At 68.7% G+C, this 20434-nt stretch carries 19 protein-coding genes; 13 read left to right on the top strand and 6 right to left on the bottom strand.

What is annotated here, in order from left to right; all coding sequences use genetic code 11:
• Window positions 1-354, top strand: a complete 354-nt coding sequence (locus AC3WLY_RS29640) for a zinc ribbon domain-containing protein (protein WP_175962691.1) — start codon at window positions 1-3, stop codon at window positions 352-354.
• A 115-nt stretch (window positions 355-469) separates the two neighbouring features.
• Here the strand turns inward: AC3WLY_RS29640 and AC3WLY_RS29635 are convergent, their stop codons facing one another.
• Entirely contained in the window at window positions 470-1348 is an 879-nt protein-coding gene (locus AC3WLY_RS29635; RefSeq protein WP_175962692.1) for an AraC family transcriptional regulator, read from the bottom strand.
• Window positions 1349-1623: 275 nt separating this feature from the next.
• Between AC3WLY_RS29635 and AC3WLY_RS29630 the strand changes: the two genes are divergently transcribed.
• The 4 genes from AC3WLY_RS29630 to eutC all read left to right on the top strand — a co-directional run bounded on the left by AC3WLY_RS29630 (window position 1624) and on the right by eutC (window position 7021).
• The gene (locus tag AC3WLY_RS29630) at window positions 1624-3084 is read left to right on the top strand and encodes a mechanosensitive ion channel (protein WP_492309669.1); all 1461 of its coding nucleotides are present in this window, start codon (window positions 1624-1626) and stop codon (window positions 3082-3084) included.
• A gap of 240 nt (window positions 3085-3324) precedes the next feature.
• Complete coding sequence (gene eat, locus AC3WLY_RS29625; protein WP_492309670.1) at window positions 3325-4737, top strand: ethanolamine permease; 1413 nt, start codon at window positions 3325-3327, stop codon at window positions 4735-4737.
• A 95-nt stretch (window positions 4738-4832) separates the two neighbouring features.
• Complete coding sequence (locus tag AC3WLY_RS29620; protein ID WP_034183858.1) at window positions 4833-6230, top strand: ethanolamine ammonia-lyase subunit EutB; 1398 nt, start codon at window positions 4833-4835, stop codon at window positions 6228-6230.
• Window positions 6227-7021, top strand: coding sequence for an ethanolamine ammonia-lyase subunit EutC (gene eutC, locus AC3WLY_RS29615; RefSeq protein ID WP_492309671.1), 795 nt, complete (start codon window positions 6227-6229; stop codon window positions 7019-7021). Before AC3WLY_RS29620 ends, eutC begins: the two co-directional genes overlap by 4 nt.
• Before the next feature lie 30 nt (window positions 7022-7051).
• Here the strand turns inward: eutC and AC3WLY_RS29610 are convergent, their stop codons facing one another.
• Window positions 7052-7936, bottom strand: a complete 885-nt coding sequence (locus AC3WLY_RS29610) for a LysR family transcriptional regulator (protein ID WP_492309672.1) — start codon at window positions 7934-7936, stop codon at window positions 7052-7054.
• Between the two features lie 154 nt (window positions 7937-8090).
• On the opposite strand from AC3WLY_RS29610, the gene AC3WLY_RS29605 reads away from it, so the two are divergent.
• Window positions 8091-9701 (top strand): MFS transporter, encoded by a 1611-nt coding sequence (locus AC3WLY_RS29605; RefSeq protein ID WP_492309673.1) that lies wholly within the window; start codon window positions 8091-8093, stop codon window positions 9699-9701.
• Window positions 9702-9805: 104 nt separating this feature from the next.
• On the opposite strand, the gene AC3WLY_RS29600 is transcribed toward AC3WLY_RS29605, so the two are convergent.
• Window positions 9806-10234 carry a pyridoxamine 5'-phosphate oxidase family protein gene (locus AC3WLY_RS29600; RefSeq protein WP_492309674.1) on the bottom strand — a complete coding sequence of 143 codons (429 nt, stop codon included), beginning with the start codon at window positions 10232-10234 and terminating at the stop codon, window positions 9806-9808.
• Between the two features lie 335 nt (window positions 10235-10569).
• Between AC3WLY_RS29600 and exaC the strand changes: the two genes are divergently transcribed.
• From exaC to AC3WLY_RS29585, 3 genes are all read left to right on the top strand, one after another.
• Complete coding sequence (exaC, locus tag AC3WLY_RS29595) at window positions 10570-12096, top strand: acetaldehyde dehydrogenase ExaC (RefSeq protein WP_072445299.1); 1527 nt, start codon at window positions 10570-10572, stop codon at window positions 12094-12096.
• A 314-nt stretch (window positions 12097-12410) separates the two neighbouring features.
• On the top strand, window positions 12411-12950 hold the full coding sequence (locus tag AC3WLY_RS29590) for a hypothetical protein (protein WP_492309675.1): 540 nt from the start codon (window positions 12411-12413) through the stop codon (window positions 12948-12950).
• A 211-nt stretch (window positions 12951-13161) separates the two neighbouring features.
• Window positions 13162-14202, top strand: coding sequence for a helix-turn-helix domain-containing protein (locus AC3WLY_RS29585; RefSeq protein WP_492309676.1), 1041 nt, complete (start codon window positions 13162-13164; stop codon window positions 14200-14202).
• Window positions 14203-14238: 36 nt separating this feature from the next.
• Here AC3WLY_RS29585 and AC3WLY_RS29580 read toward each other — a convergent pair whose 3' ends face one another.
• A complete protein-coding gene (locus AC3WLY_RS29580) occupies window positions 14239-15333 on the bottom strand; it encodes a glycosyltransferase family 9 protein (RefSeq protein ID WP_492309677.1) in 1095 nt (364 codons plus the stop codon).
• Window positions 15330-17033 carry a thiamine pyrophosphate-binding protein gene (locus AC3WLY_RS29575; protein ID WP_492309678.1) on the bottom strand — a complete coding sequence of 568 codons (1704 nt, stop codon included), beginning with the start codon at window positions 17031-17033 and terminating at the stop codon, window positions 15330-15332. Before AC3WLY_RS29575 ends, AC3WLY_RS29580 begins: the two co-directional genes overlap by 4 nt.
• A gap of 291 nt (window positions 17034-17324) precedes the next feature.
• Here AC3WLY_RS29575 and AC3WLY_RS29570 point away from each other — a divergent pair, with 291 nt between their 5' ends.
• The 4 genes from AC3WLY_RS29570 to AC3WLY_RS29555 all read left to right on the top strand — a co-directional run bounded on the left by AC3WLY_RS29570 (window position 17325) and on the right by AC3WLY_RS29555 (window position 18957).
• Window positions 17325-17786 (top strand): antitoxin PaaA2 family protein, encoded by a 462-nt coding sequence (locus AC3WLY_RS29570; RefSeq protein ID WP_492309679.1) that lies wholly within the window; start codon window positions 17325-17327, stop codon window positions 17784-17786.
• The gene (locus tag AC3WLY_RS29565; protein WP_175962704.1) at window positions 17783-18067 is read left to right on the top strand and encodes a type II toxin-antitoxin system RelE/ParE family toxin; all 285 of its coding nucleotides are present in this window, start codon (window positions 17783-17785) and stop codon (window positions 18065-18067) included. Before AC3WLY_RS29570 ends, AC3WLY_RS29565 begins: the two co-directional genes overlap by 4 nt.
• A 252-nt stretch (window positions 18068-18319) precedes the next feature.
• Complete coding sequence (vapB, locus tag AC3WLY_RS29560; protein WP_072445316.1) at window positions 18320-18556, top strand: type II toxin-antitoxin system VapB family antitoxin; 237 nt, start codon at window positions 18320-18322, stop codon at window positions 18554-18556.
• Window positions 18556-18957, top strand: coding sequence for a type II toxin-antitoxin system VapC family toxin (locus AC3WLY_RS29555; protein WP_492309680.1), 402 nt, complete (start codon window positions 18556-18558; stop codon window positions 18955-18957). Before vapB ends, AC3WLY_RS29555 begins: the two co-directional genes overlap by 1 nt.
• A gap of 66 nt (window positions 18958-19023) precedes the next feature.
• Here AC3WLY_RS29555 and AC3WLY_RS29550 read toward each other — a convergent pair whose 3' ends face one another.
• Window positions 19024-20412 carry an L-serine ammonia-lyase gene (locus AC3WLY_RS29550; RefSeq protein ID WP_310139357.1) on the bottom strand — a complete coding sequence of 463 codons (1389 nt, stop codon included), beginning with the start codon at window positions 20410-20412 and terminating at the stop codon, window positions 19024-19026.
• Window positions 20413-20434: the final 22 nt, after the last annotated feature.

The raw sequence follows: 20434 nt of genomic DNA, 5'->3' as shown, positions 1-20434 counted from the left end.
ATGAGTTTTCTGAAACGGATCCTGGGCGGCCACGGCAGCGGGCACGGCAACAGCAGTAGCGGTGGCGGGCATCACGGCGGGCAGCGCCGGGACGGGCACGGCGGCCACGATGCGCGCGGTCGCGATCGTCACGGCTGGGGCTGGCAGGCGCCGGCCGATGGTCAAGGCGGCCAAGGCGGCAACATGCCGCTGAGCCAGCTCGCCTGCGCGGGCTGCGGTGCGCTCAACGCGGCGGATGCGCGTTTCTGCGCGCAGTGCGGCGCGTCGCAGCGCGCCAAGGCTTGCAGCCGCTGTCACGCGGCGCTGGCCGCCGACGCGCGCTTCTGCCCGGGCTGCGGGACGCAGGCCGGCTAACGCGCAATCGCCGGCCTGGTTGCCGGCATCGGAACCGCCAACGACGGCGTGGCGCCCGCAACGGACATCGCCCTGGAACAGCGCGCCGGCTCGCCCCGGCGCACCGGCCCTTCGATCAGCGCAGCGGCAGGTAAATCTCGGTGCGCAGGTCGGCCGGCGCCGCATCCATCGGCGTGTTGAGGTACAGCTCGAACGGCGGCGCGTCGGCGGCCTCGCGGCCCGAGTGACGCAGCCAGTCGCCGTAGAGCCACTGGTAGGCGGTCTTCAGGTCCGCATACGGCCCCGTATGCAGCAGCACCGCGTATTCGCCGCCCGCTACCGCCGCACGTTCGACGGGCGGCACGGGCTCGACGTCCGGCGTGCCGTCGGCCGGCATGAAGCAGGCCTTCGCGCGCAACTGCGCTTCCGGCGTCGTGTCCGGATCGTCGTAGAAAATCCCGATCATCTTCGCGCCCGGGCCGATCAGCCCGTGTTGCCCGGCCCACGCGCCGATCCGCGCGAACGCGTCGCCGACCTTCAGGTACGCGCCGGTGTGCGCCACCGCGTAGCCGCGCAGTTCCGGCAGGCGCCGGATCTCGACTTCATGCTTGAACATGTCTTCCTCTCCTCTCTGTAGCGGATAGATGGGCCGGTGGACGCCCGTGCGCCGGTGCTGCGCGGGCGGCACGCCGTATGCGTCGCGAAACGCCCGCGCGAACGCGTGCGTCGAACCGTAGCCCGCGCGCCGCGCGATCTCGTCGATGGGCCGCGCAGTGCAGACGAGATCCTCGGACGCGCGCACGATCCGCATCCGCCGCACCGTCAGCACGATCGACTCGCCGTACAGCGCGCGGTAGACGCGCTGCCAGTGATACGGCGACAGGCACGCGACTTCGGCGAGCCGGTTCAGGTCGAGCGGCCCGTCGAGGTGCGCGCGGATGTATTCGTGGACGCGCGCCACGCTGGCCGCATAGCGGACCCACGCGGGTTTGTCGGTTTTCGTTTCGACTGTCATCGGCGTGTCCGGGCAAGAACCGAAGCCACGGTAGCACGGCCCGAATGGATAAATCTTGCGGAAATGCGTAGCGGTCGACAAATCCGCCCCTTTTTATTTGCCGAAATGGGGTCTTGTCCCCGTGCGATCTATGACTAAAGTTAAAGACGGTGAAATCGGGTGAAGGCGTCATTTTTCTCGGGTAAGTTGCTCAAGCGGCAACGCACACCATTCGAAGTACGCAGGTAGTTCGTCGATGTTCAATCGCAACGCCACGTTTTTCGGGAGAACAAGAAATGGATGCTTCCAGCTTCATCACGTCGCTGCAGACCACGCTAGGCGGATATCTGCCGAAGATCGCCGGCGCGATCGGCATCCTGGTGATCGGCTGGCTGATCGCGGTGGTGGCGCGGGCCGGCGCGCTGCGCCTGCTCAGCGCGCTGAAGGTCGATCAGCGGATCAACGAAAGCACCGGCCAGGGCGCGTACGTCGAGCGGATCATCGCAGGCGGCTTGTTCTGGCTCGTGCTGCTCGTCACCGCGGTGGGCATCTTCAACGTGCTCAACCTGTACGCGGTTTCCAATCCGTTCTCGCTGCTCGTCACGCACATCGTCGACTACCTGCCGAACCTGATCGGCGGCGCGGCGCTGACGCTGATCGCGTGGCTGATCGCGTCGCTGCTGCGCAGCCTCGCGAACCGCGCGCTGAAGGCGAGCAAGATCGACGACAAGCTGTCCGAAGGCACGGGCATGCAGCCGATGAGCGGTTATCTCGGCGACGTGCTGTTCTGGCTCGTGATCCTGATGTTCCTGCCGGCGATCCTCGCGTCGTTCGCGCTGTCGGGGCTGCTGTCGCCGGTGCAGGGGATGGTCGACAAGCTGCTCGCGATCGTGCCGAACCTGTTCGCGGCCGCGGTAATCGGCTTCGTCGGCTGGGTCGTCGCGCGCGTGCTGCGCGGCCTCGTGACGAACCTGCTCGCCGCCGCCGGCGCCGACCGCCTCACGCAGCGTCTCGACAGCCCGACGCCGGTGCGCGTGTCGAGCCTGATCGGCACGATCGTCTACGTGTTCGTGTTCGTGCCGACGCTGATCTCCGCGCTCGACGCGCTGAAGATCGACGCGATCTCGGGCCCCGCGACCAACATGCTGAACCAGTTCCTCGGCGCGGTGCCGGACATCGTCGCGGCGATCGTGATCGTGCTCGTCACGTTCTATTTCGCGCGCTTCGTCGCGTCGCTCGCGCAGAAGCTGCTGGAAGCCGCCGGCGCCGACGGGCTGCCGGCCGTGCTCGGCGTCGAACGCGTGTTCTCGGGAATCCTGCAGCCGTCGGTGCTGGTCGCGCGGCTGATCGTGTTCTTCGCGATGCTGTTCGCGTCGGTCGAAGCCGCGAACCGGCTCGGCTTCTCGCAGGTGCGCGACGTCGTCACGCTGTTCATCGAATTCGGCGGCCATGTGCTGATGGGCGGCGTGATCCTCGTGATCGGCGTGTGGCTCGCGGGCCTCGCGCGCCGCGTGATCGAGCAGGCCGATCGCGAGCACAGCGTGCTGTTCGCGCGCATCGCGCAATTCGCGATCCTCGGCCTCGTGTTCGCGATGGGGCTGCGCGCGATGGGCATCGCGAACGAGATCGTCCAGCTCGCGTTCGGCCTCGTGCTCGGCGCGATCGCGGTGGCCGTCGCGCTGTCGTTCGGCCTCGGCGGCCGCGAAGCGGCCGGCAAGCTGCTCGACCGCTGGTTCAACCAGCGCAGCGGCCAGTAAGCCTGCCGCGCGCATCCGTCCGGCCGCTTCGCGCGGCCGGCGGCGGTGGCCGCAGGGGGCGGTCAGGCGTGCGCGCCCGGTGCATCGGAGCGCGTCGCGCGGCCGGGCTCGGCGTTTCCGTCAGCGAAATGTCAGCCGCGATCTTTGCCGAATTTCGATAACACGTCGTTTAATGACTCTCTAGCATCGATTCTCAGTCGCGCAGGCCGTCAGGCCCGGCGCATTTGAGGAGAGAGTCCGATGAAAGCAGAGTCGAATGGCCGGCCCGCCGCCGGCGCCAAGTCGTCCGGCCAGCCCGCGCTGCAGCAGACGCTCGGGACCTGGCAACTGTGGGGCATCGCGGTCGGCCTCGTGATTTCCGGCGAATACTTCGGCTGGAGCTACGGCTGGGCGAGCGCCGGTACGCTGGGCTTCGTCGTCACCGCGCTGTTCGTCGCGGCGATGTACACGACCTTCATCTTCAGCTTCACCGAGCTGACGACGTCGATCCCGCACGCGGGCGGCCCGTTCGCGTATGCGCGCCGTGCATTCGGCCCGACGGGCGGTTATCTCGCCGGCGCCGCGACGCTCGTCGAGTTCGTGTTCGCGCCGCCCGCGATCGCGCTCGCGATCGGCGCATACCTGCACGTGCAGTTTCCCGGCCTCGAGCCGAAACACGCGGCGATGGGCGCGTATCTCGTGTTCATGGCGCTGAACATCGTCGGCGTGCAGATCGCCGCGACGTTCGAACTCGTCGTCACGCTGCTCGCGATTTTCGAACTGCTGGTGTTCATGGGCGTCGTGTCGCCGGGCTTCACGTGGAGCAACTTCATGAAGGGCGGCTGGTCGGGCGCCGATCATTTCAGCGTCGGCGCATTCCACGGGATGTTCGCGGCGATCCCGTTCGCGATCTGGTTCTTCCTCGCGATCGAGGGCGTCGCGATGGCCGCCGAGGAAGCGAAGAACCCGAAGCGCTCGGTTCCGATCGCCTACGTGGCCGGGATCCTGACCCTCGTCGCGCTTGCGATCGGCGTGATGGTGTTCGCCGGCGGCGCGGGCGACTGGACCAAGCTCGCGAACATCAACGACCCGCTGCCGCAGGCGATGAAGTACATCGTCGGCGCCAACAGCGGCTGGATGCACATGCTCGTGTGGCTGGGGCTGTTCGGGCTCGTCGCGTCGTTCCACGGGATCATCCTCGGCTATTCGCGCCAGATCTTCGCGCTGGCCCGCGAAGGTTACCTGCCGGAATGGCTCGGGAAGGTGCATCCGCGCTTCAAGACTCCGCATCGCGCGATCCTCGCGGGCGGCGTGGTCGGCATCGCGGCGATCTACAGCGACGAGCTGATCCAGTTCGGCGGGCAGACGCTGACCGCGAACATCGTGACGATGTCGGTATTCGGTGCGATCGTGATGTATATCGTGAGCATGGCGTCGCTGTTCAAGCTGCGCCGCTCGCAGCCGAACATGGCGCGGCCGTTCCGCGCGCCGCTGTACCCGATCTTCCCGGCATTCGCGATTCTTGCGGCGCTCGTCTGTCTCGGTACGATGGTGTATTTCAACGGGCTGGTCGCGCTGGTGTTCGTCGGCTTCCTCGCGGTGGGCTACGCGTACTTCCTCGCGACCCGTTCGCAGCGCGCGAGCGCGCCCGGCGACGCGCTGCTGGAGGAGTGAGCATGGCGAAGGTGAACGGCCGTTCCTGACGGCATCCGGCGCGCCCCGTCGAACGGGCGCGCCGTCGGCTTTTGGCAAGGAAGGAGACTCGCACGATGTCCTATACGGAGACGATCGGTCCGCGCACGTACCGCTTCGCGGACCTGAAGACGCTGCTCGCGAAGGCGAGCCCGCTGCGTTCCGGCGACCAGCTCGCCGGCGTCGCGGCGGCGAGCGAGGAGGAGCGCGTCGCCGCGAAGATCGCGCTCGCGGGCGTGCCGCTGAAGGCGTTCCTGAACGAAGCGGTGATCCCGTATGAAGACGACGAGGTCACGCGCCTGATCGTCGACGATCACGACGCTGCCGCGTTCGCGGAAATCTCGCATCTGACCGTCGGCGATTTCCGCAACTGGCTGCTGTCGCCCGCGGCCGACGGCGCGGCGCTCGAACGGATCGCGCCGGGCCTCACGCCCGAGATGGTCGCGGCCGTGTCGAAGCTGATGCGTAACCAGGACCTGATCGCGGCCGCGCGCAAGCGCCGCGTGGTCACGCGCTTTCGCAACACGGTCGGGCTGGCCGGCCGGATGTCGGTGCGGCTGCAGCCGAACCACCCGACCGACGACGTAAAGGGGATCGCCGCGTCGATGCTCGACGGGCTGATGTACGGCTGCGGCGACGCGATGATCGGCATCAACCCGGCGACCGACAGCCTCGCGGCGATCGTGAAGCTGCTGGCGATGATCGACGGGTTCCGCGAACGCTACGGCGTGCCGACGCAGTCGTGCGTGCTCACGCACGTGACCAACACGATCGCGGCGATCGAGAAGGGCGCGCCGGTCGATCTCGTGTTCCAGTCGATCGCGGGCACCGAGAAGGCGAACGCAAGCTTCGGGATCTCGCTCGCGCTGCTCGGCGAGGCGCGCGAGGCCGCGTTGTCGCTGAAGCGCGGCACCGTCGGCAACAATCTCATGTACTTCGAGACGGGCCAGGGCAGCGCGTTGTCGGCGAACGCGCATCACGGCGTCGACCAGCAGACCTGCGAAGTGCGCGCGTATGCCGTTGCGCGCAAGTTCGAGCCGTTCCTCGTGAACACGGTGGTCGGTTTCATCGGGCCCGAATACCTGTACGACGGCAAGCAGATCATCCGCGCGGGGCTCGAGGATCACTTCTGCGGCAAGCTGCTCGGCGTGCCGATGGGCTGCGACATCTGCTACACGAACCACGCGGAAGCCGACCAGGACGACATGGATACCTTGCTGACGCTGCTCGGCGCGGCCGGCATCAACTTCATCATGGGAATTCCGGGCGCGGACGACGTGATGCTGAACTACCAGAGCACGTCGTTTCACGACCAGCTCTACGTGCGCGAGGTGCTCGGCCTGCGTCGCGCACCGGAGTTCGAGGAGTGGCTGGAGACGATGGAGATCGCCGATGCGCACGGCGCGCTGCGCGCCGCGTCGGCCCGCGTGCCGCTTCTGGCCGGCGCGAACGACTGGATGGGGTTGTCAGCATGAGCGATGCCGTCGAAAAGAATCCGTGGGGCCAGCTGAAGTCGTTCACGAACGCGCGAATCGCGCTCGGCCGCGCGGGCAACAGCTTGCCGACCGCGCCGCTGCTGGCCTTCAACCTGTCGCATGCGCAGGCGCGCGACGCCGTGCACCAGCCGCTCGACGCGGACGCGCTGCGGCGCGCGATCGAGGCGGCCGGCCTGCTGCCGACGCTCGGCGTGCAGAGCGCCGCGCCGGACCGCGACCACTATCTGCGCCGGCCCGATCTCGGCCGCAAGCTTTCCGATGACAGCCGCGGGCTGCTGGCCGGTTACGGCGCGGCGCTCGACGATGCGCCCGACGTCGTGTTCGTGGTCGGCGACGGGCTGTCGGCGTTCGCGGCCGCGAAGCAGGCGCTGCCGCTGCTGCAGGCCGTGCGGCCAAGGCTCGACGCGGACGGCTGGCGGATCGGCCCGGTGGTGGTCGCGAAGCAGGCGCGCGTCGCGCTCGGCGACGAGATCGGCGAGCTGCTGCGCGCGAAGGTCGTCGCGATGCTGATCGGCGAACGGCCGGGGCTCAGCTCGCCGGACAGCCTCGGCGTGTATCTGACGTGGGCGCCGAAGGTCGGCTGCCACGACGCGCTGCGCAACTGCATCTCGAACGTGCGGCCCGAAGGGCTGCCGCACGCGGCCGCCGCGCACAAGCTGCATTACCTGATGACGCATGCGCGCAGGCTCGGGCTGACGGGCGTCGGGTTGAAGGACGACAGCGACGCGCTGTTGCCGCCGGCGCAAGCGGAGCGGATCGGGGCAACGTGACAGCGCGCTGCGCGACTGCGTGCCGGGCGGCTACCTGAACAGCCGCTCGCACAGGAAATCGACGAACACGCGCAGCTTCGGCGACAACTGCCGGCTCGACGGCCACACGATCGAGAACTGCCCCGGCGCGATCCGGTAGTCGTCGAGCACGGTCACGAGCTCGCCGCGTTCGAGCGCGTCGCGCGCGAGGAAATCGGGCATGTAGCCGATGCCGAGCCCCGCGAGCACGGTGCCGCGCAGCGCTTCCATGTTGTTGCAGGTCATTGCGGTGCGCAGCTTCAGCGGCGTGCCGTCGTCGGCCGCGAGCGCCCAGTCCTGCAGCTTGCCGGTGGTCGGGAAGCAGTAGCGCACGCATTCGTGCGCTTCGAGATCGCGCGGCGTGTGCGGCGTGCCTGCCTGCGCGAGATACGCGGGCGTCGCGCACAGCACGAATGCGAACGGGCCGAGCCGCCGCGACATCAGGCTCGAATCCGACAGCGGGCCGCTGCGGATCACCGCGTCGAAGCCGCCTTCGACGACGTCGACCATCCGGTCGTTGAAATCGAGATCGAGCTCGACGTCCGGATAGCGCTGCCGGAACTCGGGCATCACCGGCAGCAGGAAGCGGTAGCCGATCACCGGCAGGCTCACGCGCAGCTTGCCGCGCGGGCGCTGCGCCGATGCCGTCACGGTCGCTTCCGCATCGCGGAAATCCTCGAGGATCCGCTGGCAGCGTTCGTAGAAGTGCCGCCCCTCTTCGGTCAGCGTGACGCGCCGCGTCGTGCGGTTGAACAGGCGCACGCCGAGCGACTGCTCGAGTTTCGCGATCGTCTTGCCGACCGCCGACGCCGAGATGCCGAGCGCGCGACCGGCCGCGACGAAGCTCAGCGCTTCGGCGGTGCGGACGAAGGCGACGATGGCGGTCAGGTTTTCCATCGAATCGAAGTGCATGCGCCGACGGGCGCGGCGAGTGAATTGCGGAATTTTAATCCGTTATATGTGGAACTTCGCGTGGTTTTTCACGGATTGAATCGGATTTATCTTCTGTCGCTCTGGCGGCGCATCCGCGCCGGCTTTTCGAGGAGCGATGATGGATCACCCGTTTTCAGCCGTATCGGCGGTTTCGGCGCGGCGGCGCGCGTGGGTGCTGGCCGCCGTCTGCATGGCCGCCGTCGCGCTGCCGCTGTCGTTTTCGGGCGGCGCGGTCGCGACGCCGGCGATCGGCCGCGACCTGCATGGCGGCACGGTCGCGATGAACTGGATCACCAACGCGTTCATGCTCGCGTTCGGCAGTTTCCTGATGGCGGCCGGCGCGCTGGCCGACCAGTTCGGCCGCAAGCGGCTGTTCGCGATCGGCGTCGGCGGTTTCACGCTGATGTCGGTTGCGCTCGCGTTCGCGCCGTCGATGCTCGCGGTCGACCTGCTGCGCGCCGCGCAAGGGCTCGCGGCGGCCGCGGCGCTCGCGGGCGGCACGGCCGCGCTCGCGCAGGAGTTCGACGGCGCGGCGCGCACGCGCGCGTTCAGCCTGCTCGGTACGACCTTCGGCATCGGGCTCGCGTTCGGGCCCGTGCTGGCCGGCGGCCTGATCGGGCACTACGGCTGGCGCGCGATCTTCGTCACGAGCGCGGTGGCCGGCGTGCTGTCGCTCGCATTCGGGCTGCCGCGCATGCGCGAGTCGCGCGACCCGCATGCGACGGGGCTCGACTGGCCCGGCACGGCCGCGTTCACCGCCGCGCTGACGCTGTTCACGTTCGGCGTGATCGAGGCGCCCGCGCGCGGCTGGACGAGCGCGCTCGTGATCGTGCTGCTGGCCGGCGCGGCGCTCGGCGCATGCGCGTTCGTGACGATCGAGACGCGCGTCGCGCGGCCGATGCTCGACCTGTCGCTGTTCCGCATCGCGCGCTTCGTCGGCGTGCAGGTGCTGCCGGTGTCGACCTGCTGCTGCTACATCGTGCTGCTCGTCGTGCTGCCGCTGCGCTTCATCGGCATCGACGGCTTCAGCGAGATCGACGCCGGCTGGCTGATGCTCGCGATCTCCGCGCCGATGCTCGTCGTGCCGTTCGCCGCCGCGACGCTCACGCGCTGGCTGTCGGCCGGCGTGATCTCGGCGCTCGGGCTGGTGGTCGCGGCGGGCGGGCTGATGTGGCTGGGTGTCGCGCTGCGCGGCGGCGCGGGGACGGCGGCGATTGCGCCGATGCTGGCGATCGGGGTTGGCGCCGGGATGCCGTGGGGGCTGATGGACGGGCTGTCGGTGAGCGTCGTGCCGAAGGAACGCGCGGGGATGGCGACGGGGATCTTCAGCACGACGCGCGTGGCCGGCGAGGGGATCGCGCTTGCGATCGTCGGCGCGGTGCTGGCCGCGCTCGCGCAGACGGGGCTGCGGCAGGCGGCCGGTGCCGCCGGCACGCCCGACGCGACGCTGCGTGCGGCCGCGCGGCTCGCGACCGGCGACCTCGCGGGTGCGGCTGCTGCGTTGCCGGGTGTCGGTCACGCGGCGCTGCTTGCGAGTTATACGCACGCGTTTGATCGGCTGCTGACCGGGCTGGCCGTCGTCACGGTGCTGTGCGCGGTGGTGGTGTTCGTGTTTCTCGGCGGGCGGCCGGCGGCTGAAGCGGGCGACGACGCGGACGGGCATGCGCCAGCCGACGCGCCGGCGCGCAGCCGGATCGAACCGGCTTGTGCGGAGACGCACGGGCGTTGAGCGTTGCGTCGTCGAGCATGGGCGTTCAGGTAATGGCAGCCGGAGCGCCGGCGCATTTCGTCATGAGCGCATCCGCACGCTGACGATCCGCCAAACGCATCGCATCACGCCAGCACGAGTAACGGCAGCGCCGCATCCGCGCGCGCCTGCGCGTGCTCCACCTCGATCACCACATAACGCCGCGCGTCGGGCCACAGATGCGCGCGGCTTTCCGCATCCTCGTCGATCGTCGCGCGGCCCCGCACGAGCCAGGTCGTCTGGCGCATGAAATCGACGAACAGCAGCGCGATGGCCGGATTCACGAGCAGGTTGCCGATCGTGTTGAACAGGTTGTTGCCCGCGAAGTCGGGCAGCACGAGCGTGCGGCGGTCGGGGATGTCGACGAGCGGCTCGAACGAGCCGTCGGCGCGCGGCTGGCGGCCGCGGTACGAGCAGTCGCTGTCGCCCGCCGCGTCGGCGGTCGCGACGATCACGAACACCTGCTCGCGGATGAACGCGACGGCGTCGTCGGTCAGGGGGCCGGAGTCGCTCATGGTGTCGGTCGGCGCGAACGCCGCTGCGTATGGACGGGATGCGCGATTCGCACGCAAGCGACATGCCACGCGTCGCAGTCTGCATGTCCGTGCCGTCCGGCACAGCCGCTGTGGAAATTCCGAACACCGGCCACGCCGCTGCGCAGTCGCGGTGTTCCGAATCGGCACACCCGCCGTGCTGCGTGCGTGAACACCGCACGGCGCGCACGCGGGCCGGCCGTGGTCGTCGTGCTTTCGTTCCGCTCCCGTCCGTTTGGCACGCATGTTGCGTAAACCGATGCAGCGCGATCCAACCGGCGCTGCATTCACACAAGCACGATGAACAGGAGACATGTATGAACCCGTTTGATCTGAAACAACTGGGCCTCGACGTCGAATACCCGTACCGTCAGCAGTACGACAACTACATCGGCGGCAAGTGGGTGGCGCCGGTGAAGGGCGAGTATTTCGAGAACGTGTCGCCGATCAACGGCCAGCCGTTCTGCCGCATTCCGCGCTCGGGCGCCGACGATATCGAGCTGGCGCTGGACGCCGCGCATGCCGCGCGCCGCAAGTGGGGCAAGACGTCCGTGGCCGAGCGCGCGAACCTGCTGCTCGCCGCCGCCGACCGGATGGAAAAGAACCTGAAGCTGCTGGCCGTGGCCGAGACGATCGACAACGGCAAGCCGCTGCGCGAGACGATGGCGGCCGACCTGCCGCTCGCGGTCGACCACTTCCGCTACTTCGCGGGCTGTATCCGCGCACAGGAAGGCGGCATCTCCGAAATCGACGACAACACCGTCGCGTACCACTTCCACGAGCCGCTCGGCGTCGTCGGCCAGATCATCCCGTGGAACTTCCCGCTGCTGATGGCCGCGTGGAAGCTCGCGCCGGCGCTCGCGGCCGGCTGCTGCGTCGTGATGAAGCCGGCCGAGCAGACGCCTGCGTCGGTGCTCGTGCTGATGGAATTGATCGGCGACCTGTTCCCGGCCGGCACGATCAACATCGTGAACGGCTTCGGCAAGGAAGCGGGCGAAGCGCTCGCGACCAGCAAGCGGATCGCGAAGATCGCGTTCACGGGCTCGACGCCGGTCGGCAAGCACATCCTGCGCGCGGCGGCCGAGAGCCTGATCCCGTCGACGGTCGAACTGGGCGGCAAGAGCCCGAACATCTTCTTCGCCGACGTGCTCGATCGGGAAGATGCGTTCCTCGACAAGACGCTCGAAGGGCTCGCGATGTTCGCGCTGAACCAGGGCGAGGTATGTACGTGCCCGTCGCGCATCCTGATCCAGGAATCGATCTACGAACGCTTCATCGAGAAGGCCGTCGCGCGCGTCGAGCGCATCAAGTCCGGCCACCCGCTCGACCTGCAGACGATGATCGGCGCGCAGGCGTCGCAGCAGCAGCTCGACAAGATCCTGTCGTACATCGACATCGGCCGCGGCGAAGGCGCGCAATGCCTGACGGGCGGCGAACGCACGGCGCCGGCTGCCGAACTCGGCACGGGCTACTACGTGAAGCCGACGATGCTGCTCGGCAACAACAAGATGCGCGTGTTCCAGGAAGAGATCTTCGGGCCGGTCGCGTCGGTGATGACGTTCAAGGACGAGCAGGAAGCGATCGAACTCGCGAACGACACGTTCTACGGGCTCGGCGCGGGCGTGTGGACGCGCGACGGCACGCGTGCGTACCGGATGGGCCGCGAGATCGAGGCCGGCCGCGTGTGGACCAACTGCTACCACCTGTACCCGGCGCACGCGGCGTTCGGCGGCTACAAGCAGTCGGGGATCGGCCGCGAGACGCACAAGATGGCGCTGTCGAACTATCAGCAGACGAAGTGCCTGCTGGTCAGCTACCAGGCCGAGGCGCTCGGGTTCTTCTGACCTGATCGTCAAGGCAGTGGCGAAGCGCCGGGGCCGGCCGTACGGTTGCCGGTGTTCGGCGGTGACACGCGCGATGCGCGGGCTGCGTAGAACGTTCGACGGCCGAGCGATGTTTGCCCGACCGTCGAGCGGCGCACACGCGGGTGCGATGTGCTGACTGCCTGTCATCCGGTCAGCCGGCACTTCGCCATTTTCGACTTCGACATCCGACACCCGGCGCAGGCCTCGCACCGTCGCGGCCAGCGCCGGAAACGATAGCGGCAGCCGCGTGTTCGCTGCGGCCCGGTGCGCCGATGCGTGTAACGAAAACCGGCATGGCAGACCTTCCCCGATCCTTTCCGCGCCACCCCGTATTCCACGCGGGCGAACTCGACGCACAGCACCGCTTCGGCGTGGCGGACGAAGCCGAGCGGATGAGCGACGCCGTCACGACGCGCGTGAGCATCGGCGTGCGGCAGTTCGTCGAAACGCAGCCGTTCATGTTCGTCGGCACTGCATGCGGGGGACGCGCAGCCGTGACCTGCGACATCGTGCAGAGCTTGCGCGACGCGAACGGCGACCTGCTGCCCGTCGTCCGCGTGATCGACACGAAGACGCTGCGGTTCGTGTTGCCCGCACACGGCGATGGCCGGATCGACGCGACAGCGTGCGACGGCAGCGGGGTCGGGTTGCTGTTCGTCGATTTCGTGCGCGGCATCCGATACCGGATCAACGGCCGCGCGACGCTGCGCGCAGATTTGCCCGAAGCGGAAGCGGCGCCCTGGCCGACCGGCAGCGCGATCGTCGATCTGGCGGTCGCGCAGGCGTACGGCAACTGCGGCACGCGGGTCGTGCGGCTGAAACCGGCCGGGTAGCCGGTATTCGGTAGCCGGTGGCGACGGCAGCGGATATGCGCGGTCGCAGCGCGGATCGCACCGGCGGCGTGCGCGGCACGCCGCCTTCGGGTGCGCCCGTATCGCGCACAACGGCCGGACAGCGTGAAATGACGGGTTGTGCGCCGGGCCACGCGGTTCGGCACGGGACTTGCGTGACAGGTGGGGTTCCGGGCAGGCGAGGGAGAACACGATGGATCAATACGTGGCGAGTATCGAAGAACCGACGGCCGAAGACACGCGTCGCAACGCGCAAGGCGACGACGCGCTGGCCGGGCAGGCGGTCGTCAGCGTCGCGCACGACGCGGACGAGCAGGCGCGCAACCTGATCGGCTGGCGGCAGACCTACGACCAGCTCGCGGCCGGCCGCTTCGTCGGCACGCTGACCGAGCTGCCGCTCGACACGATGAAGCTGTTTCGCGAATCGACCAGCCATCTGCTGCGCCAGGCATGCGAGGTGCGCGGCGATGCGTACTGGTTCGGCATCCCGCTCGTGTGCGACGGCGCGGCACGCGTCGATGCATGCCGGATCGGGCCCGGCGCGCTCGCGTTCCGGCCCGGCAACGTCGAATTCGAACTGCTGACGCCCGCGCAGTTCTCGATCTACGGCGTCGTCGTGCGCGGCGAGGTGCTGCGCCGCTATGCGGAGGAGGTCGAACGCTGCGCGCTCGACGAGCGGCTGTTCACGCAGCGCGTGATGCAGGTCGGCGATGCGCGGCTCGCGCGCCTGTGCGCGCTGCTCGGCCGCCGGCTCGACGGCGCGGTGGCCGTGGCCGTGGCCGGCCCGCTGCCCGATGCGCAGCGCGACGAGCTGCAGGCCGAGGTGCTGGCCGCGCTGTTCGATGCGTGTGCGCAACCGGCCGACGACGGCGCCGGCCGCGCGCCGTCGACGCGCCGCTGGATCGTCGAGCAGGCGCGCGACTACGTGCTTGCGCACCGCACGCGTCCGGTCGGCGTGCCCGAGCTGTGCGAACAGCTGCACGTGAGCCGGCGCACGCTGCAATACTGCTTCCAGGACGTGCTCGGGATGGCGCCCGCGACCTATCTGCGCACGCTGCGGCTGAACGGCGCGCGGCGCGACCTGTGCGGCCGCGCGGCCGGCTCGGTGCAGGACGTCGCGGAGGCGTGGGGCTTCTGGCATCTCAGCCAGTTCGCGACCGATTATCGAAGGCTGTTCGGCAAGCGGCCGTCGGAGACGCTGCGCGATCGCGCGGCGATGGTCGCGGCGGGGTGACGACGGCGTTCCGGCTGGCTGCCGCGTGCTGTTTTCTTATCCGGTGATCGCCGCCGCTTCGCGCGGCGCCGGCCACGCGAGCGCATCCCAGTCGATCGCGCGATACGCGGCCTCGACCGCCGCGAGATCGGCCGGCCGCTCGCTGCGATGCAGCCCGTGCAATTCGGCCGGCACGTCGAGTTCGACCGGCACGCAATGCGGATAGTCGCGCACGCGCAGCGCCGGCCCGATCGTCGTGAAACACGCGAGCGTCGGCACGTCGAAACCGTCGGCGAGATGCAGCGCGGCCGTGTCGGGCGCGAACAACAGGCTTGCACCCTTGATCCATGCGATGAAGCGCGCGGTATCGGCAGCGTCGCCGCTCACGTCGGTGTAGGCCGGATGCGCGACGGGGCCGAACCCGGCCACCGGCAGCCCGTAGCGTTGCGCGAGCCGTTCCACGAACGCCGCGCGCAGCGCGGGCGGCACGCTGCGCACCGCGGTGCTCGCATTCGGGCAGAACAGCACGTACGGCCGCTGCCATGCGGCCGGCAGCGCGGGCAGCGGCAGCCGCGCGAGCCAGCGGTTGCGCTTCGCGGCGGCCGGCACGGCGGCCGGGTCGGCGCCGAGCGCGTCGAGGAAGAAATCGATCATTGGCAGCCGCGCGAACGCGGGCCAGTACAGGTGATTGCCGACGTCGATGCACGGCGCGTCCGCCGGCAGCGCGTCGACGGGGCACGGCAGCGTGCGCGATGGAGCGACGACGTCGGCCGCGAGCGCATACAGCGCGTCGACATGGCGCGGCGTGCGGGCCGGCCGGTACAGCGTGAAACGCAGGCCCGCGTGCGCCGCGCGCAGTGCGGCGAGCGCGGTCAGCCCGATCACCGAATCGCCGAGCGTGACGCCCATCCCGTTGATCACGTGCACATGCCGTGCGCCGTCGTAGTCGAGCCGGAACGGCCGGTGCGCGGCGTGCAGCAGGCCGAGCGCGGCCGCGGCCGGCACGTGGCCGACGGCGCGGGCATCGCCGTGCTCGATGTCGTACGGCGCGACGAGTGTGCCGTCGGGCGCGAGCAGCGTGCCGGGGAGCACGAGCGCGTCGTCGTGCGACAGCGCGACGCCGCGCGGCGCGGTGCGCATTTCCACCGTCATCCGCCGCGTGCGCGGCGGCCCTGCTCGCGGATCTGTTCTAGTGTAGCGGCCGGCGTGCTGGCGTCCTGCGGGATGCGGATCTCGATCAGCGCAGGCAGCCCGCAGGTCAGCGCGCGCTCGAGCGCGGGCGCGAAATCGGCGGTGTGCTCGACCGTCTCGCCATGCGCACCGAACGCGCGCGCATATGCGGCGAAATCGGGATTCGTGAGCCCCGTGCCGTGCACGCGGCCCGGATAGTTGCGCTCCTGATGCATGCGAATCGTGCCGAAATGCCCGTTGTTGACGACGATCGCGACGATGTTCAGCCCGTACTGCATCGCGGTCGCGAGCTCGTTGCCGGCCATCATGAAGCAGCCGTCGCCCGCGAGCGCGACGACGGCCCGCGACGGGTACAGCGATTTCGCGGCGAGCGCGGCCGGGATGCCGTAGCCCATCGCGCCGCTCGTCGGCGCGAGCTGCGAGCGGAAGTGCCGGTACGCGAAGTGGCGATGCAGCCAGATTGCATAGTTGCCGGCGCCGTTGGTCAGGATCGCGTCGTGCGGCAGGCGCTCGCGCAACTGCACCATCACGTCGCCGAGCTGGACGTCGCCGGGCATCGGCAGCGGCGCGTGCCATTCGCGGTACGCGCGATGCGCGTCGGCGGCCGTGCCGGCCCACGCAGGGCGCTCGGGCGGTTCGAGCGCGGCGAGCGGCGCGGCGATCTCGGGCATTCCCGACACGATCGGCAGGTCGGCCGCATACACGCGGCCGAGCTCGTCCGCGCCCTGGTGCACGTGGATCAGCGTCTGGCGCGTCTTCGGGATGTCGAGCAGCGTGTAGCCGCCGGTCGTCGCTTCGCCGAGGCGCGGCCCGATCACGAGCAGCAGGTCGGCGTCGCGGATGCGTTTCGCGAGCGCCGGATTGATCCCGAGCCCGACGTCGCCCGCGTAGTTCGGGTGCGCGTTGTCGATCGTGTCCTGGTAGCGGAACGCGCATGCGACCGGCAGTTGCCAGCGCTCGACGAAGCTGCGCAGGTTCGCGCACGCGTCGGGCGTCCAGCCGCTGCCGCCGACGATCGCGAGCGGCCGTTCCGCGCGCGCGAGCCGCTCGCGCAGCTCGTCGATCTGCGCGGCCGACGGCGCGGCGGCGACGCGTTTCGCGGCCGGCACGACCGGCTGCGGCGCGCATGCTTCGGACAGCACGTCTTCCGGCAGCGCGAGCACGACCGGGCCGGGCCGGCCCGACATCGCGACGTGGAACGCATGGCTCAGGTATTCGGGGATGCGGCGCGGATCGTCGATCTGCGCGACCCATTTCGCCATCTGGCCGAACATCCGACGGTAGTCGATTTCCTGGAAGGCTTCGCGGTCGAGGTGCTCGCGTGCGCACTGGCCGACGAACAGGATCATCGGCGTCGAATCCTGGAACGCGGTGTGCACGCCGATCGACGCATGCGTCGCGCCGGGCCCGCGCGTGACGAACGCGATGCCGGGGCGGCCGGTCAGCTTGCCGACGGCCTCGGCCATGTTCGCGGCGGCCGCCTCGTGGCGGCAGACGACCGTCTGGATGCGCGCGGTGTCGTCCGCCAGCGCATCGAGTACGGCGAGGAAACTCTCGCCCGGCACGCAGAACACGCGTTCGACGTGATTGGCGAGCAACGCATCGACGAGCAGTCGCGCACCGGTGGTGGCGCGCGGCTCGAGATCCTTGGAATGCGACATGGGCTGCCGTCTCCCTGGGTAGCGGGACGTACAGCTTACGCCTGTCGGCGGGGCGGTGAAAAGTGTCGGAACACGGAGTGATTCGGACGGCGCGTCGCCCGCGTTCGCCGGTTGCGGTTGGCCGAACGGGCAGCTTGTGCGCGATCGCCCGACAGGGAAAAGTGAGGGCTACGAATGTCGAGACGAATACGGGTCTCGATCGTCGATGTCGCGTCTACCAAGTAATAATAAAATGGGATGCCATTCAATAGTAAAATTTCCCGGAATGACGAACGGAATCGAGAATCCACCATGACAACCGAAACGATCGATCAAAAGACGCTCGTCCAGCTCGTCGAGGCCGGCGCCGTGCACGCCGCGCGTGTGATCGGCTGCGGCAACGGCTGGGCCGTTTCGGCCCGCTGCGGCGCGAGCGAACGGCTCCTGGCGGCCAAGCACGGCGACGTGCGCGTGTTCCGCCGTTTTGAAACGCTGGTCGGGTTTCTGCGCGAGATCGGCATCAGCCGGTTCGATGTGGACGCGTCGGATTTCGACCCGGATGCAGCCGGCCGGGCGACCCGGCCCGATCGTGCGGCCGCGCTGAAGGCGGCCCATGAAGCGGCAGTCCACGACCGCTGGTTTCGCGAGCAGGTGCAGCAGGCGCTGGACGATCCGCGCCCGTCGATTCCCGATGCCGAGGTCAGCGCAGAGTTTGCGTCGCGCCGTGCCGCGCTGCGTCAACGGATCGCGGGCAAGCGGGGTAATGCTGCTTGACCCTCGCGCTGCATTGGCATCCGAAGGCGTGCGAGGACCGCGCCGCGATCATGGACTACATCGGCCAGGACGACCCGCTGGCCGCGCTCGAGCTGGACGAGCGGTTGGAGAAGCGGGCCGCGGCGTTGCCCGCGCGCGCCGAGCTGTATCGGCAAGGGCGCGTGGCGGGCACGCGCGAGCTGGTGGTCGCGCCGAACTACGTGCTCGTGTATCGGATCCGGCCGGCCGACAACATCGTGGAGATTCTCCGCGTATTGCGTGCGCGGCGGCAGTGGCCGTGATGCATGGCCCCGGGCTCGGTGCTCGATGCAATTCACCAAGTGTCGGAACGGGGCTGAATCAAGCCCTCGAGCACCGGAGGAACATCATGACGGGAGGGGAAAGATGGACGTGCAAATGTTCTGCTTACGGATCGAGGCACGACCCCATTGAGCACACCTCTGCCGAGCGGATCATCATGTACACACATGGATTTACAAGAGATCAGAAATGACCTAAAGTACATCCGACGTACATCCGGATGGGAGATCGACATGCATACCACCAGGGTATTTCGGAACGGCAACTCGCAGGCCGTACGGATTCCAGCGGACCTTGCCTATGAGCGCAGCGATATCGAACTGGAAATCGAGCGAGTGGGTGACGAAATCCGTATTCGGCCTACGCGGCGGCCTCTGACCCGAGTGCTCGAGAAGTTCGCGAAATTCGGGCCGGATTTCATGTCCGAAGGACGCGGCGATCAGGAGCAGGCCGAGCGCGAGGGTCTGTGATGCCGCGCTATATGCTCGACACCAACATGTGCATCCATCTGATGAAGAATCAGCCGGAGCAGGTCGCAAGACGATTCGCGCAATGCTACACAGGGGACGTCGTGATGTCGGCGATCACGTATGCCGAACTCGAGTATGGCGTCGCCGTGTGTGCGAGTCCTGCACGGGAGCGCCGCAATCTTGCCGCGCTGATCGACGATATTCCCGTTGCGCCGTTCGACGTCGCGGCTGCGCAAGCGTACGGTCCTGTCCGTGAAGCAACCCGCGAGCGGAAGAAGGATCATCTCGACAAACTGATCGCGGCTCATGCCGTATCGCTCGATGTCGTCCTCGTGACCAACAACGAGCGGGATTTTGCGAGCTATCCGGGGTTGCGGATGGAAAACTGGCTGAACGATTAGTGCGTTGGCTGCGTTCGACGGTAATGCGGGATATCGATTCGCCCCGCGTTACCGTCGCGTACTGCCTCAGCACTCGACGATATTCACCGCCAGCCCGCCGCGCGACGTTTCCTTGTACTTCGTCTTCATGTCGGCGCCCGTCTCGCGCATCGTCTTGATCACCGAGTCGAGCGACACGTAGTGCGAGCCGTCGCCGCGCAGCGCCATGCGCGCCGCGTTGACGGCCTTCACCGACGCCATCGCGTTGCGTTCGATGCACGGGATCTGCACCATCCCGCCGACCGGGTCGCAGGTGAGGCCGAGGTTGTGCTCCATGCCGATCTCGGCCGCGTTCTCGACCTGCTGCGGCGTGCCGCCGAGCACGGCCGCGAGCGCGCCCGCCGCCATCGAGCAGGCGACGCCCACTTCGCCCTGGCAGCCGACTTCCGCGCCCGAAATCGACGCGTTGAGCTTGTAAAGAATGCCGATCGCGGCGGCCGTCAGCAGGAAGTCGATCACGCCTTGCTCGTTCGCGCCGGGCGTGAAGCGCGTGTAGTAGTGCAGCACGGCCGGGATGATGCCGGCCGCGCCGTTGGTCGGCGCGGTGACGACACGGCCGCCGGCCGCGTTTTCCTCGTTGACCGCGATCGCGTACAGGTTGATCCAGTCGATCATCGACAGCGGATCCTGCAGCGCGCGCTCCGGGCTGCCCGTCAGCGTGCGGTACAGCTGCGGCGCGCGGCGCTTGACCTGGAACGGGCCGGGCAGGTTGCCGTCGGCATCGGGGTTGCCGATCCCGCAGCCGCGCGACACGCACGACTGCATCACGGCCCAGATCTTCAGCAGCCCGTCGCGTGTTTCTTCCTCGGTGTGCCACGCGCGCTCGTTTTCCCACATCAGCTGCGCGATCGACTTGCCGGTCGATTCGGTCAGCGCGAGCAGCTCCGCGCCGGTGCGGAACGGGTGCGTCATCTGCTCGGCCGCGCTCAGCACCTTCGTGTTCGGCGCGCCGGCCGTCACGACGAAGCCGCCGCCGACCGACAGGTACGTGCGCTCGACCAGCACCGCGCCGTTCGCGTCGGACGCGCGCAGCTTCATCCCGTTCGGATGCTCGGGCAGCGCCTGGCGGTAGAACGCGATGTTCTCCTTCAGCACGAACGGCACCGGATGCGTGCCGAGCAGCGCGAGCTTCTTCGACTTGCGGACCTCTTCCAGCCGCGCGTCGATGGTTTCGGGATCGACGGTGTCGGGCGCGTCGCCGAGCAGGCCGAGCATCACGCCACGGTCGGTGCCGTGGCCCTTGCCGGTGGCGCCGAGCGAGCCGTACAGCTCGACCTTCACGTGGGCCGTCGCATCGAGCTGCCCGTCGCGCTCGAGGCCCTGGACGAACATCAGCGCCGCGCGCATCGGTCCGACCGTATGCGAACTGGACGGACCGATGCCGATCTTGAAGAGGTCAAACACGCTGACTGCCATTTCGATACCTGCCTTGCTTTAA

It is taken from the genome of Burkholderia sp. FW306-1C-G01B (assembly GCF_058781685.1).
Note: the sequence above shows the minus strand (reverse complement) of the source record. Positions and strands in the feature narration are given on the sequence as shown.